At 72.0% G+C, this 13,508-nt stretch carries 10 protein-coding genes; 4 read left to right on the forward strand and 6 right to left on the reverse strand.

Annotated features, from left to right (window positions below; all coding sequences use genetic code 11):
* Positions 1 to 129 precede the first annotated feature (129 nt).
* Entirely contained in the window at positions 130 to 294 is a 165-nt protein-coding gene (locus LOC65_RS13195; protein ID WP_009855964.1) for a DUF3149 domain-containing protein, read from the forward strand.
* Positions 295 to 355: 61 nt separating this feature from the next.
* On the opposite strand, the gene LOC65_RS13200 is transcribed toward LOC65_RS13195, so the two are convergent.
* The 3 genes from LOC65_RS13200 to LOC65_RS13210 are packed head-to-tail and all read right to left on the reverse strand — an operon-like array spanning position 356 to position 4,033.
* Positions 356 to 1,336, reverse strand: a complete 981-nt coding sequence (locus LOC65_RS13200; protein WP_230247810.1) for a 2-dehydropantoate 2-reductase — start codon at positions 1,334 to 1,336, stop codon at positions 356 to 358.
* Positions 1,333 to 2,346, reverse strand: a complete 1,014-nt coding sequence (locus tag LOC65_RS13205; protein ID WP_009855966.1) for a YafY family protein — start codon at positions 2,344 to 2,346, stop codon at positions 1,333 to 1,335. The genes LOC65_RS13200 and LOC65_RS13205 overlap by 4 nt, the downstream gene beginning before the upstream one ends.
* A gap of 13 nt (positions 2,347 to 2,359) precedes the next feature.
* Positions 2,360 to 4,033: a formate--tetrahydrofolate ligase gene (locus tag LOC65_RS13210; protein WP_230247811.1), complete on the reverse strand. Its 1,674-nt coding sequence runs from the start codon at positions 4,031 to 4,033 to the stop codon at positions 2,360 to 2,362.
* 183 nt (positions 4,034 to 4,216) lie between these two features.
* Here LOC65_RS13210 and LOC65_RS13215 point away from each other — a divergent pair, with 183 nt between their 5' ends.
* The gene (locus tag LOC65_RS13215; RefSeq protein WP_009855968.1) at positions 4,217 to 4,834 is read left to right on the forward strand and encodes a UPF0149 family protein; all 618 of its coding nucleotides are present in this window, start codon (positions 4,217 to 4,219) and stop codon (positions 4,832 to 4,834) included.
* Positions 4,835 to 4,838: 4 nt separating this feature from the next.
* On the opposite strand, the gene LOC65_RS13220 is transcribed toward LOC65_RS13215, so the two are convergent.
* Positions 4,839 to 7,520 (reverse strand): response regulator, encoded by a 2,682-nt coding sequence (locus LOC65_RS13220; protein WP_164962262.1) that lies wholly within the window; start codon positions 7,518 to 7,520, stop codon positions 4,839 to 4,841.
* Positions 7,521 to 7,603: 83 nt separating this feature from the next.
* Between LOC65_RS13220 and LOC65_RS13225 the strand changes: the two genes are divergently transcribed.
* Positions 7,604 to 7,906, forward strand: coding sequence for a hypothetical protein (locus LOC65_RS13225; protein WP_009855970.1), 303 nt, complete (start codon positions 7,604 to 7,606; stop codon positions 7,904 to 7,906).
* Between the two features lie 9 nt (positions 7,907 to 7,915).
* Here the strand turns inward: LOC65_RS13225 and glgA are convergent, their stop codons facing one another.
* Together glgA and glgC are read right to left on the reverse strand one after the other, a co-directional pair.
* Positions 7,916 to 9,391 carry a glycogen synthase GlgA gene (gene glgA, locus LOC65_RS13230; protein ID WP_230248294.1) on the reverse strand — a complete coding sequence of 492 codons (1,476 nt, stop codon included), beginning with the start codon at positions 9,389 to 9,391 and terminating at the stop codon, positions 7,916 to 7,918.
* 11 nt (positions 9,392 to 9,402) lie between these two features.
* Positions 9,403 to 10,668: a glucose-1-phosphate adenylyltransferase gene (gene glgC, locus LOC65_RS13235; RefSeq protein ID WP_009855972.1), complete on the reverse strand. Its 1,266-nt coding sequence runs from the start codon at positions 10,666 to 10,668 to the stop codon at positions 9,403 to 9,405.
* A 345-nt stretch (positions 10,669 to 11,013) separates the two neighbouring features.
* Here glgC and LOC65_RS13240 point away from each other — a divergent pair, with 345 nt between their 5' ends.
* Positions 11,014 to 13,458, forward strand: coding sequence for a glycogen/starch/alpha-glucan phosphorylase (locus tag LOC65_RS13240; RefSeq protein ID WP_164962260.1), 2,445 nt, complete (start codon positions 11,014 to 11,016; stop codon positions 13,456 to 13,458).
* The last annotated feature ends 50 nt before the right edge of the window (positions 13,459 to 13,508 follow it).

The following is a 13,508-nucleotide window of genomic DNA, read 5'->3' on the forward strand; positions in this document are numbered from 1 at the left end:
GCCGCGGCGGGATCTGGAACGAGTCCGAGAGCTGGGCTCGTTCTTTGAGTTATGACAAGTTTCTTGCCTTGTGTCGGGCGCCCAATGTCACCGATCAATACAGATCAAGCCCGCCGAGGAGCCCCTGACATGAATGCGATGACCGTCCTCTTTTCCACCGACGTCGGCCTGATGAGTCTGGCCGTGATCGTCGTGACGCTGGGAATGGGCGCGTTCTACTTGCGTTATTTCCTGAAGCACATGCGCGAAGACAGCGCACGCGCCGCCGCCGAGGCGGCCCAGGCCCGCCGCTGAGCCCGGGCGGCGCCCCCCGAGGCGCCTCAGCCACCAGAACGCCGGCCTCGAGCCGGCGTTTTCATGTGTACAGCCCGCGCTGGCGCGCGAACAGCCGCGTCAGCCCGAACAGCGCGTCGATCGCCGGCGTCGGCCGGCCCAGGCGCTGGCCGAGTTCACGCACCGCGCCGACGATGGCGTCGAGCTCGATCGGCCGGCCGGCTTCGACGTCCTGCAGCATCGAGGTCTTGAAGGCGCCGAGCTTGGCGGTGATCGCATGCCGGTCTTCCGGCGTCTGCTCGATCGGGCAGCCGACGAGCGCGCCGATCGCCGCAGCCTCCTGCATCGCCTGCGAGCAGAAGGCGCGCACCAGCGGATCGGCGAGCACACGGTCGGCGGTGGCGCCGGTGATGGCGCTGACCGGGTTCATCGTCAGGTTGCCCCAGAGCTTGTACCAGACCTCGCGGCGCACGTCGGCCGAGGCGGTGACGTCGAAGCCGGCGTCGCGCAGCAGCGCCGCGACGGTGTCGACGCGCGCACTGGCGCCGCCGCCCGGCTCGCCGACGATCAGCCCGGCGCCCATCCTGTGCACGACGAGGCCGGGCTCCGAGGTGAAGGCCGCGGCGTGCACGACACAGCCGAGCACGGCCTCGTGCGGGATCGCCGCGCCGACGACACCGCCGGGGTCGACCGACTCCAGCGGCGCCTGGCCGAGCGCCGCGACGCCGTGGCCGAACCACCACGGCACGCCGTTCATCGCCGGCAGCACGACGGTGCGCGGGCCGATCAGCGGCGCGATGCCCCGCGCGACCGGGGTCAGCGCCGGGCCCTTGACGGCGATGACGACGAGATCCTGGACACCGAGTTCGGCGGCGTCGGCCGACGCCGCCGCGCACGGCGCCTGGATCAGTTCGCCGCCCTGCTGCAGCCGCCAGCCGTGACGGCGCAGCGCGTCCAGCGTCGCGCCGCGCGCGAGGGCCGCGATCTGCGCCTGGCCACGCGCCGCGAGCCGGGTGCCGATGAAGCCGCCGATCGCGCCGGCGCCGAGGATGCAGACCTTCATGTCGTCGAGCCGCCCGCGGCGGTGCTGGAGGAAGACGGGGCGTCGCCGGCGTAGACCGCGGCCGCGGCACGCAGCCGCGCGGCGACCTTGGCGCGCAGTTCGGGCGGTGACAGCACCTCGGCGTCGGCGCCGTGGCGCATCAGGTCCATCACGAGTTCGGTGTCGTCGGTGTAGGGCAGCTGCAGCTCGTAGCGGCCGTCGTCCAGCCAGCGCCCCTGCTGTTCGGGGTGCCAGGCCTCGCGGCTCACCCAGGCCGCCGCGGACGCGGCGAAGGCCACCGTCGCCCAGCGCCGCGTGCCGCCGGCGTAGATGCCGTAGCCGGCGTCCATCTCGGCCTGCACACGCGCCAGCGGCAGCTCGAGCGCCGGGCGCTCCAGCACCGCGGCCTGCTCCATCGCGTCGAGCGCAAAACGGCGCAGCCCGTCGGCGCGGTGGCACCAGGCGTCCAGATACCAGGTGTTGCGGTAGTGCACCAGGCGCTGCGGCGAGACCTCGCGTTCGCCGAGCTCGCCACGCGTGCGGGTCAGGTAACGCAGGTGCAGCCGGCGGCGTTCCAGCAGCGCCTCGGCGACACGTTCGAAATGGCGCGCCGGCACCGCACGGCGCGCCGCGGCGACGATCCTCACGCGCTGCATCAGCGTCTTGTCCTCGGCGCCGCCGATCATCTCGCGCACGCGTTCGAGCAGCGGCTGCAGATGGCGCGCCAGCGTGCCGTCGTCGTCCAGGCTGGCCAGCAGCTGGTGCGCGGCGAGCAGCGAGTACAGCTCGCGCTCGTCGAACCACAGGCCGGGCAGCTCGTGGCGCGTGCCGCGCGCGCCTTCGTCGAGCCGGTAGCCGTTGAGCTCGCGGTCGTAGACGATGGGCGCGCCCAGGCGGCTGCGCAGGTACTCCAGGTCGCGCTTGAGCGTGGCGCGCGAGACCTCCAGCTCGTCGAGCAGCGTCTGGAAGGCGACGTGCCCGCGCTGGCGGATCAGGCGCTCGATCTTGTAGAGGCGTTCGGCGTTGGACATGGCGCGGCGACGGTCAGAATAAACCGACGACGCGCCCGTCCTCCGTGAGGTCGATCACCTCGGCAGCGGGTGCCTTGGGCAGGCCGGGCATGGTCATCACGTCGCCGCAGACCATGACGATGAACTCGGCGCCGGCGGCCAGGCGCACCTCGCGCACGTCGAGCACGTGGCCCTCGGGCGCGCCGCGGCGCTTGGCGTCGGTGGAGAAGCTGTACTGCGTCTTGGCGATGCAGATCGGCCAGCGGCCGTAACCCTCGGCCTGCAGGTGCTCGATGCGCGCGCGCACCGCCGCCGGCGCCTCGACGCCGGCGGCGCCGTAGACGCGTGTCGCGACCTTGCGCAGCTTCTCCCACAGCGTGTCGTCGTCGTCGTAGACGAAACGCGGCGTGCTCGGCTGCTCGAACAGGCGCACGACCTCGCGCGCCAGGTCCTCGGCGCCGGCACCGCCCTCGGCCCAGTGGCGCGCCATCGCGATCGGCACGCCCCAGCTCCGCACACGCTCGCGCAGCAGCGCGTGCTCGGCGTCGGTGTCGGCGCTGAAATGGTTGACAGCGACGACGCAGGGCAGGCCGTAGACGCCGCGCACGTTGTCGACGTGGCGGCGCAGGTTGTCCAGGCCGCGCTCGAGCGCACCGAGGTCCTCGCGGCCCAGCTCGGCCAGCGCCGCGCCGCCGTGGTGCTTCAGCGCGCGCACGGTGGCGACGATGACCGCCGCGTCGGGCCGCAGCCCCGACTTGCGGCACTTGATGTCGAGGAACTTCTCGGCGCCCAGGTCGGCGCCAAAACCGGCTTCCGTGACGACGACGTCGGCGAGCTTCAAGGCCGTCCTCGTCGCCAGCACCGAGTTGCAGCCGTGGGCGATGTTGGCGAACGGGCCGCCGTGCAGGATGGCCGGCGTGTGCTCCAGCGTCTGCACGAGGTTGGGCGCGAAGGCGTCCTTCAGCAGCACCGCCATCGCGCCGTGCACCTTCAGATCGCGGGCGCGCACCGGCAGCCGCGAGCGCGTCTCGGCGACGACGATGTTGCCCAGACGCTGCTTCAGGTCGGCCAGCGAGGTCGCCAGGCAGAAGATGGCCATCACCTCGCTGGCGACGACGATGTCGAAGCCGTCCTCGCGGGGCACGCCGTTGCCCGGGCCGCCGAGGCCGGCGGTGATGTGGCGCAGCGCGCGGTCGTTCATGTCCATCACGCGCTTGAAGCCGATGCGGCGCACGTCGATGTCCAGCGCATTGCCGTGGTGCACGTGGTTGTCGATCGCCGCGGCCAGCAGGTTGTTGGCCAGCGCGATGGCGGCGAAGTCGCCGGTGAAGTGCAGGTTGATGTCCTCCATCGGCACCACCTGCGCGTGGCCGCCGCCGGCGGCCCCGCCCTTCATGCCGAAGACCGGACCCAGCGAGGGCTCGCGCAGCGCGACGATGGTCTTGCGGCCGATGCGGTTGAGCGCGTCGCCGAGGCCGACGGTGGTCGTCGTCTTGCCCTCGCCGGCCGGCGTCGGCGTGATCGCCGTCACCAGCACCAGCTTGCCGTCGGGACGCGACTCCAGGCTGCGCAGGTAGTCCAGCGAGAGCTTGGCCTTGTAGTGGCCGTAAGGCACGAGGTGCTCGTCGGCGATGCCCAGGCGGTCGCGGGCCAGGTCGGTGATGCGTTGCAGGCGGGCGTTCTGGGCGATGTCGATGTCGCTCGGCACGGGCACTCCGGATCAGGGGTCGGGCAAAGCGGGCGATTGTGCTGCCGAAGCCCGCGTTTTGCCGTGCCGACGTCCGTTTGCCGGCACGCGGGCGTCGGGCGGGAACGACGCGTGCGCCGTCCGGCGGCGACCGGCTTGATCGACAACGCCAAAAACCGCCCGCGTCATAGGACAATCCCTAGTGTGGACTATCCCGAATACGACCCTTCCCTGCAGACCACGCCGCTCGCCGACGAGGAGCTCGACGAGCTGGACGCGCTGCTGCAGGAACTCCCCGCCGACGAGGCGATGAACGTCGAGGCGCTCGACGGCTACCTGACGGCTCTGGCCGTCAGCCCCGGCAGCCTCGCACGGCTGCACACCCGCGAGTGGATGCCGGTGATCTGGGGCGGCGACGGCGACGGGCCCGCACCGTTTGCCAGCGGCAAGCGGCGCAAGCGCGTCGTCTTCCTCGTGCTGCGCCATCTGCACGCCATCGAGAGCGTGCTGAAGACGCGCCCTGACGACTGGCAGCCGGTGTTCAGCGTCGCCGAGACCGAAGACGGCGAGATCATCGACGCCGAAGACTGGTGCATCGGCTTCCTGGCCGCTGTCGGCCTGGACGCCGCGGCCTGGGAACCGCTGTTCGACGACCCGGCCTACGGCCCGGCGCTGGTGCCGCTGGCCCTGCTCGGCGGCGACGACGAGTCGCTGACGAGCGCCGATCGCGAACGGCTGCAGGACCCGCTGGAGCGCGACGAACTGTCGCGTGCGGTCGCCGACGTCGTGCCGCGCATCCCCGAGTTCGCCGCCGCCGTCTGACGGGTCAACCGCGCCCGGCCGCCTGGCGGCCGAGCCAGTGCAGCAGCACCGAGTACAGCTGCGCCGGGTCGACGGGCTTGGCGACGTGGTCGTCCATGCCGGCGTCCAGGCAGGCCTGGCGGTCCTCGCCGAAGGCGTTGGCCGTCATCGCGACGATCGGCGTCGCGGCGTGGGCCGGCAGCGCACGGATGCGGCGCGTGGCCTCCAGCCCGTCGACGCCGGGCATCTGCATGTCCATCAGGATCGCGGCGTAGTCGCCGGCCGCAGCGCAGGCCACCGCCGCCTCGCCGTCGTCGGCGACGTCGACGCACAGGCCGGCCATCTCCAGCAGCTCGCGGCCGACCTCCTGGTTCACCGGGTTGTCCTCGGCCAGCAGCACGCGCGCGCCGGCATGGCGCTGACGCAGTTCGGCCTCGCCGTCGACGGCCGGGCAGGCCGTGGCGACGACCGTCTCGCCGAGGCGCAGCCGCACGCTGAACGAGAAGCGGCTGCCCTCGCCGACGCGGCTGTCGACCGCGACGTCGCCGCCCATCAGCAGCGCCAGCCGGCGCGTGATCGCCAGCCCCAGGCCGGTGCCGCCGAAGCGCCGCGCCATCGTGGCGTCGGCCTGGGCGAAGGCGGTGAACAGCTGGCCGAGCTTGGCCGCCTCGATGCCGATGCCGGTGTCGGCCACCGTGAAGCCGAGCTGCAGCCACGGGCCCTCGCGCGCGAGCAGCCGCACCTGCAGCGACACGCCGCCCTGCTCGGTGAACTTGACGGCGTTGCTCAGCAGGTTGAGCAGCGCCTGCGCGATGCGCATCGAGTCGCCGAACAGCACGTCGGGCACGTCGTCGACATCGGACTCGAGCCGCAGTGCCTTGGTGCGCGCGCGCTCGGCCACCTGCTCGATGCAGCGGCTCACGAGTTCACGCAGCGAGAAGTCGTGCTCGTGCAGCTCGAGACGGCCGGCCTCGATCTTGGACAGGTCCAGGATGTCGTTGAGCACCGCCAGCAGGTGCTGGGCCGCGCCGTCCACACGCGCCAGGCGCTCGGCGGTCACGGCGTCGGGCGCGTCGCGGCGCATCAGGTGGGTGAAGCCGAGGATGGCGTTCAGCGGCGTGCGGATCTCGTGGCTCATGTTGGCCAGGAAGGCGCTCTTGGCCTGGCTGGCGGCGTCGGCCTGCGCCCGCGCGGCCTCGAGCTCGGCGGTGCGGCTGGCCACCAGCATCTCGAGGTGGTGGCGGTGGCCGTCGAGTTCGCGCTCCAGCCGCCGCCGCTCGGTGATGTCCTCGCTGACGGCAACGAAGTGCGTGACGCGCCCCTCGGGCGAGCGCAGCGGCGTGACGACGGCCGACTCGACGTACTCGCTGCCGTCCTTGCGCCGGTTGACGAACTCGCCGCGCCAGGTCTCGCCGGCCTGCAGCGTGCGCCACAGCGAGGCCACCGTGTCGGCCGGCGTGCGCGCCGAGCGCAGGCGCTCGGGCGTGCTGCCCAGGATCTCCTCGCGCGAGTAGCCGGTCTGGTCGAGAAAGGCCTGGTTGACGTACTGGATGCGCGCCTCCGGGTCGGTGATGACGATGCTGCTGGAGGTCTGCTCGACGGCCAGCGAGAGCTCGCGCAGGCTGGCGGCGGCGGCCTCGGCACGGGCGCGAGCCGACACCGCCTCGTCCATCGACAGCTGGGTCTGCAGCTGGCTGCGGCGCAGCGCGTCCTCGGACAGGCGGCGGCGCTGCGCGGCGTCGTCGAGCTGGCGACGCACGGCGGCGATCTCGGCGACACCACTCTGCGCTTCGGGCGTGCCGGCCGGCGCGGCCAGCGAGGCGACGTCGCGGCCGAGCCGGCGCCCGGCGATGGTGCCGCCGAGCACGCCGATCAGCGTCGCACCGAGCACACCCGCGACCAGCGGCAGCGCCTCGGCAGCCACCGCGTCGTGCAGCACCTGCGGCGGGATGCGCACCACCGCCGTCCACGAGGCCCGCTCGAGCGCGGCGCTGCGCAGCCGGCCGTCTTCGCCGACGATCGGCTCGCCGCGCCGGGCGACGGCCTGGCCGGCGGCGTCGCGCAGCTCCAGCGACCAGCCCGGCGGCAGCAGCAGGCGTTCGAGCAAGGGCTGGAACTGGCTCGCCTCGATGGTGCTCAGCAGCAGGCGCGGACTGCGCCCCGGCTCGGGCGGCAGCGGCACCGCCACGCTGACGATCGGCACCCCGGCGATGGGCCCCACGAACAGGTTGCCGACCACCGGGCGACCCTCGCGCAGCGCGGCCTGCGCCGCGTCCAGCGCCGCCGGCCGCGGCAGCGGCGGCTGCTCGACGTCCTGCGGCAGGCGGCTGTTCATCGCCACCCGGCCGTCGGCGTCGACGAGCAGCACGTGGCTGCCGTAGCCGCGCGCGTAGCTCTCGCCCAGGCGGCGCATCTCGTCCAGAGACGCCGACGGATCGACACCCTGCGCCAGCATCATCAGCCCGGCCAGGCGCGACTCGAGCATCTGGTCGGCCAGCAGCGTCAGGCGGGCGACGATGCGTTCGGCCGCCTGCTGGCGCTGCTCGAGGCTGGACTGCACGCGGTAGAACGCGATCGCCGCGCCGAGCAGCAGCATCGGCCCGACGCACAGCCAGATCAGGCGGCGCAGGAAGACACGCAGCGGCAGCACCTGCCCGGCGGCCGGGGAGGCGTCGGGTGATGCGGCGTGGGCATGATCGCTCGACATGGGCGGCGTGTGCGGCCCATCATAGGCAGGGACGCCGCCGCGGGCGGCTCAGGCCCATCCCGAACCCGCCACCCCTCCCCCGAGTGAACGACTCCTTCGCCCTTCCCCCGTCCTTCGTCGCGCTGTACCTGCCGGAGGGCCGCACGCGGGCGGACCGGCCGCTGCGCGAGATCGCCGACCGCCACGAGCTCTGCGAGGACATGGCCCAGATGCTGGCCGAGCCGGCACGCACGCTGCCGCTGGCGCTGGGCATCACCGAGGCCGACGTGCTCGAGCGCATGCGCGCCGTCGCCGGCGCCGAGGACACCGGCCTGGCACCGGCCGAGGCCGGGTGGGTCGTGCGCCGGCTGGCCGAACTGCTGGGCTGGCCGGACCCGGGACCCTGAGCGCGCCGCTCAGCGCGCCCGGCCGTCGGCGCGCAGCGGCGCCAGGGCCTCGTCGTACAACGCGAGGTACTCGCGCGCCGGCCCTTCCCAGGAATGCTGCTGGGCCATCGCACGATCACGCAGCCGCGCCCACAGCACCGGCTGGCGCCGCGCCTCCAGCGCCCGCTGCACCGCCTGGGCGAAAGCCTGCGGGCTGGGCGCGTCGAAGACGAAGCCGGTGGCGCGGTCCTCGGCCACAGCCGCGGCGCTGGCGTCGACCACCGTGTCGGCCAGCCCGCCGACGCGGCGCACGATCGGCAGCGTGCCGTAGCGCAGGCCGTAGAGCTGGGTCAGCCCGCAGGGTTCGAAGCGCGACGGCACGGCGATCGCGTCGGCGCCGGCGATCAGCCGGTGCGCCCGCGCCTCGTCGTAGCCGGTGAAGACCTGCACCCGGCCCGGGGACTGGTCCTGCGCGGCGCGGAAAGCCGACTCCAGCGCCGCGTCGCCGGTGCCCTGGATCGCGAACTGCACGCCCTGGGCGAGCAGCTCGGGCAGTGCCGCGAGCACCAGGTCCAGCCCCTTCTGCGAGGTCAGGCGCGAGACGATGGCGACGACGAGCGCGGCGTCGTCGAGGTCCAGCCCGGCCTCGGCCTGCAGCGCGCGCCGGCAGGCGGCCTTGCCATCGGGGCGCGCGGCGTCGTAGACGGCGGCGATCGCCGGGTCGGTGGCCGGGTTCCAGACCGCGGTGTCGATGCCGTTGAGGATGCCGCGCACGTGCGCCGCACGCGAGCGCACGACGCCGTCCAGGCCGCAGCCGAACTCGATCGTCGAGATCTCGCGGGCGTAGCTCGGGCTGACCGTGGTCACGCGGTCGGAGAACTTCAGCCCGGCCTTCATGAAGCTGAGCTGGCCGTGGTACTCCAGGCCGGCCGGCGACATCAGCCGCGAGGCCAGCCCCAGCGTCGCCCAGTCGTGCATCGGGAACAGGCCCTGGTAGGCCAGGTTGTGCACGGTGTAGACCGAGGCCGCCGGCGTCGCCGCGTGGTCGGCGATGTAGGCGCAGCTCATCGCGGCGTGCCAGTCGTGGGCGTGCACGACGTCGGGCGCCCAGTCCGGGTCGGCGTCGCCGGCGGCCAGGTGGGCGGCGATCCAGCCCAGCAGCGCGAAACGCTGCAGGTTGTCGGGCCACTCCTCGCCGTGCGCGTTCTGGTACGGATTGCCGCCGCGCTTGTAGAGGTAAGGCGCCTCGACGACATAGACCACCAGCCCGTCGCCGGGCAGCCGCGCGCGCAGCAGGCGCACACGCAGCGCGCCGAAGCAGGCGCCGATGTCGATGACGCAGCGCAGGCCGCTGACCTGGTCCAGGATCGCCGGCAGGCCCGGCAGCAGCAGGCGCACGTCCGCGCCCTGCTGCGCCTGGGCCACCGGCAGCGCGGCCACCACGTCGGCCAGCCCGCCGGTCTTGACCAGCGGGAACACCTCGGCTGCGACGTGCAGCACCTTCATCGCGGGGGTCGTCATTGCAGCGCGCGCAGCATCTCCCGCGTGACGAGCACGATGCCGGATTCGGTACGGTAGAAACGCGCCGCGTCGGCGGCCGGGTCCTCGCCGATGACCATGCCGTCGGGGATCACGCAGTCGCGGTCGACGACGACACGCGTGACGCGCGCATGGCGCCCGATCTGCACGCCGGGCAGCAGCACCGCCCAGTTGACCGCGGCATACGAGTGCACACGCACCTGCGAGAACAGCACCGAGCGGTAGACCGCACCGGAGACGATGCAGCCGCCGGAGACCATCGACTCGATCGCCAGCCCGCGCCGGTCGTCCTGGTTGTGCACGAACTTCGCCGGCGGCAGCTGCGGCTGGTAGGTCCAGATCGGCCAGTTGGTGTCGTACAGGTTGAGCAGCGGGTCGGTGGCCGTGAGGTCGATGTTGGCGTCCCAGTAGGCGTCGATCGTGCCGACGTCGCGCCAGTACGGGCCGGTGCCGGCACGCGTGCCGACGCAGCTCAGCTCGAACGGGTGCGCCACGGCGACGCCGGCGCGCACCATCTTGGGGATGATGTCCTTGCCGAAGTCGTGGCTCGAGTTCGGGTCGGCCATGTCGCGCTCGAGCTCGCGGTACAGGAAGCGCGCGTTGAAGACGTAGATGCCCATGCTGGCCAGCGCCTTGTCGGGCTTGCCCGGCATCGGCGGCGGATCGGCCGGCTTCTCGACGAAGTCCAGGATGCGCCGGTTGTCGTCGACGTGCATGACGCCGAAGCCCACCGCCTCCATGCGCGGCACCTCGATGCAGCCGACGGTGCACTCGCGGCCCTGGGCGACGTGGTCGGCCAGCATCAGCGCGTAGTTCTGCTTGTAGACGTGGTCGCCGGCCAGCACCACGACGTAGTCCGCCTTGTAGGCCGCCAGGATGTCCTGGTTCTGGTAGACGGCGTCGGCGGTGCCGCGGTACCAGCTCTCCTCGTCGACCCGCTGCTGCGCCGGCAGCAGGTCGACGAACTCGTTCATCTCGGACTTCAGGAAGGCCCAGCCGCGCTGCAGGTGGCGCAGCAGGCTGTGGCTCTTGTACTGGGTGATGACGCCGATGCGGCGGATGCCCGAGTTCAGGCAGTTGGACAGCGCGAAGTCGACGATCCGGAACTTGCCGCCGAAGTACACCGCGGGTTTGGCGCGGTTGTCGGTGAGGTTCTTCAGGCGGCTGCCGCGCCCCCCGGCAAGGACCAGCGCGATCGAACGTCGCGGAAGGTCGAAGCTGGAGGCGGGATCGATCGGTTTCATGGCTGTCTCCTGGCCGGTAGAACGTACGGTTGAAGCAACGGAATTACAGAATGGGGATGCGACGGACGGCGGCACGTGGCCAACGCAGCACCGGGCCGGATCTTGTGGAGAGGAAGAGCGCAGGCGGCCAAGGCCCTGTCGGACCGACGTTTCGGCGCCTGGGCGTGGCTAGAATCGTTGTCGGACACCGAAAGCAGGCCGCCATTTTCTGTAGTTTTACTACATGAAGAGATCGGCAAGAGGCGTCGTGACCGACGCGCCCCCCGCACGCGGGGCGCGCACGGCACGGCGCGTGCATCGGTGCCCACCATCGGCCCCGTGTTCGCCCAACCGCTGCAGACCGCCATGAATACCTCGACTGCCGCCCCGACCGCCCCGGACCGTTTCGGAGCCCAGGTCGATCGCCACCTGCTTTCGACCGTCGGCGTCACGCCGGCCGATGCCTCGCACTCCGACATCATGCATGCGGTCGCGCAGGTGGCTCGTGAAGCATTGTCCCGCCGCTGGGTCGCCTCCGATGCGACCGATCGCAAAGCGCGTGCCCGCCGCGTCTGCTACCTGTCCATGGAGTTCCTGATCGGGCGCACGCTGGGCAACGCGCTGGCCGCGCTCGGCATGGAAGGCGAGGCCGCCGCCGCGGCGCGCCAGCACGCCGCGTCGTTCGAGGACGTGGCCGCGACCGAACTCGACGCCGCGCTCGGCAACGGCGGCCTCGGCCGGCTGGCGGCGTGTTTCCTGGACTCGATGGCCACGCTGGGCCTGCCCTCCTTCGGCTACGGCATCCGCTACGAATACGGCATGTTCGCCCAGGCCATCGCCGGCGGGCGTCAGGTCGAGCACCCGGACCCCTGGGTCGAGGACGGCACGCCGTGGGAGTTCCCGCGCCAGGCGGTGGCCTACCCGGTGCGTTTCGGCGGCTGGGTCGAGCACCCCGAGTCGCCGGCCGCGGCACCGGTGTGGCGCCACGCCGGCCAGGTCAGCGCCAAGGCCTACGACATGGTGATCCCCGGCCACGGCACCGATCGCGTCAGCACGCTCAGGCTGTGGAAGGCCGTGGCGCCGGCGCAGATCGACCTGCACGCCTTCAACAGCGGCGACTACCAGCGCGCCGCCGAGTACAAGAACCAGTTCGAGAACATCTCCTGGGTGCTCTACCCGAACGACAGCACGCCGGCCGGCCGCGAGCTGCGCCTGCGCCAGGAGTACTTCTTCACCAGCGCGTCGATCCAGGACATCGTCGCCCGCCACCTCGCCGAACACGGCCGGCTGGACAACCTCGCCGAGCAGGTCGCGATCCACCTCAACGACACCCACCCGGCGATCGGCGTGGCCGAGCTGATGCGCCTGCTCGTCGACGAACAGCGCATGGCCTGGGCCGAGGCCTGGGCGATCACGCAGCAGGTCTTCAGCTACACCAACCACACGCTGATGCCCGAGGCGCTGGAGACCTGGCCGGTGTCGCTGATCCAGCACGTGCTGCCGCGCCACCTCGAGATCATCTTCCGCATCAACCACGACTTCCTCGTGATGGCGGCCGAGGCGCGCCCCGGCGACGACGCCTTCCTGCGCCGCCTGTCGCTGATCGACGAGGGCGGCGAACGCCGCGTGCGCATGGCCCACCTGGCGGTGGTCGGCAGCCACAAGGTCAACGGCGTCTCGGCGCTGCACTCGAAGCTGCTGGTCGAGACCATCTTCGCCGACTTCGCGCGGCTCTGGCCCGAACGTTTCATCAACATCACCAACGGCGTGACGCCGCGGCGCTGGCTGGCGCAGGCCAACCCGGGGCTGGCCGGGCTGCTGGACCGCACGATCGGCGACGGCTGGCGGCTGCACCTGGAGCAGTTGGCCAAGCTGGCGCCGCACGCCGAGGACAAGGCCTTCCGCCAGGAGTTCCTGGCCGTCAAGCGCGCCAACAAGGTCCGCCTGGCCGACCACATCCGCACCGCCACGCGCATCGTCGTCGACCCGGACAGCCTGTTCGACGTGCAGGTCAAGCGCATCCACGAGTACAAGCGCCAGCTGCTCAACGTGCTGCAGATCGTCGCGCGCTACCAGGCGATGCTGGCCGACCCCGACCGCGACTGGGTGCCGCGCACGGCGATCTTCGCCGGCAAGGCGGCGTCGAGCTACGCGATGGCCAAGAACATCATCCGGCTGATCAACGACGTCGGCGCGGTCGTCAACCACGACCCGCGGCTGCGCGGGCGGCTGAAGGTGGTGTTCGTGCCGAACTACGGCGTCTCGGTGGCCGAGGTCATCATGCCCGGCGCCGACGTCTCCGAGCAGATCTCCACCGCCGGCACCGAGGCCTCGGGCACCGGCAACATGAAGCTGGCGATGAACGGCGCGCTGACCGTCGGCACCGACGACGGCGCCAACATCGAGATCCGCGAGAACGTCGGCGACGACAACATCTTCATCTTCGGCCTGAAGACGCCCGAGGTCGAGGCCACGCGCGCCGCCGGCTACCAGCCGCTGCGCATCTACGAGGGCAACCCGAAGCTCAAGGCGGTGCTCGACGCGATCGCCGGCGGCGCCTTCTCGCCCGACGAGCCGGCGCGCTACCGCGGCCTCGTCGACTCGCTGCTGTGGGGCGGCGACCACTACCTGCTGCTCGCCGACTTCGACGCCTACTGCGAGGCGCAGGCACGGGTCGACACGCTGTACCGCGACCGCGATGCCTGGGCGCGCAAGGCGATCGCCAACGTCGCCGGGATGGGCACGTTCTCGTCTGACCGTACGATCGCCGAATACGCCCGGGAGGTCTGGAAGCTGCCGACCGACCGATAGACCGTCACCGAGGGGCGCGATGATCGCCCCGCTGCCCCGCCCGTCCGAGG

Origin of the sequence: Rubrivivax sp. JA1055 (genome assembly GCF_020966565.1) — a bacterium.
In the GTDB taxonomy this organism is placed as follows: domain Bacteria; phylum Pseudomonadota; class Gammaproteobacteria; order Burkholderiales; family Burkholderiaceae_C; genus Rubrivivax; species Rubrivivax benzoatilyticus.

Bases quoted from the DNA above. Each gene is read 5' to 3' on its own strand.
- LOC65_RS13195 (WP_009855964.1), top strand. From the start codon at position 130: ATGAATGCGATGACCGTCCTCTTTTCCACCGACGTCGGCCTGATGAGT.
- LOC65_RS13200 (WP_230247810.1), bottom strand. From the start codon at position 1,336: ATGAAGGTCTGCATCCTCGGCGCCGGCGCGATCGGCGGCTTCATCGGC.
- LOC65_RS13205 (WP_009855966.1), bottom strand. From the start codon at position 2,346: ATGTCCAACGCCGAACGCCTCTACAAGATCGAGCGCCTGATCCGCCAG.
- LOC65_RS13220 (WP_164962262.1), bottom strand. From the start codon at position 7,520: ATGTCGAGCGATCATGCCCACGCCGCATCACCCGACGCCTCCCCGGCC.
- glgA (WP_230248294.1), bottom strand. From the start codon at position 9,391: ATGAAGGTGCTGCACGTCGCAGCCGAGGTGTTCCCGCTGGTCAAGACC.
- glgC (WP_009855972.1), bottom strand. From the start codon at position 10,668: ATGAAACCGATCGATCCCGCCTCCAGCTTCGACCTTCCGCGACGTTCG.
- LOC65_RS13240 (WP_164962260.1), top strand. From the start codon at position 11,014: ATGAATACCTCGACTGCCGCCCCGACCGCCCCGGACCGTTTCGGAGCC.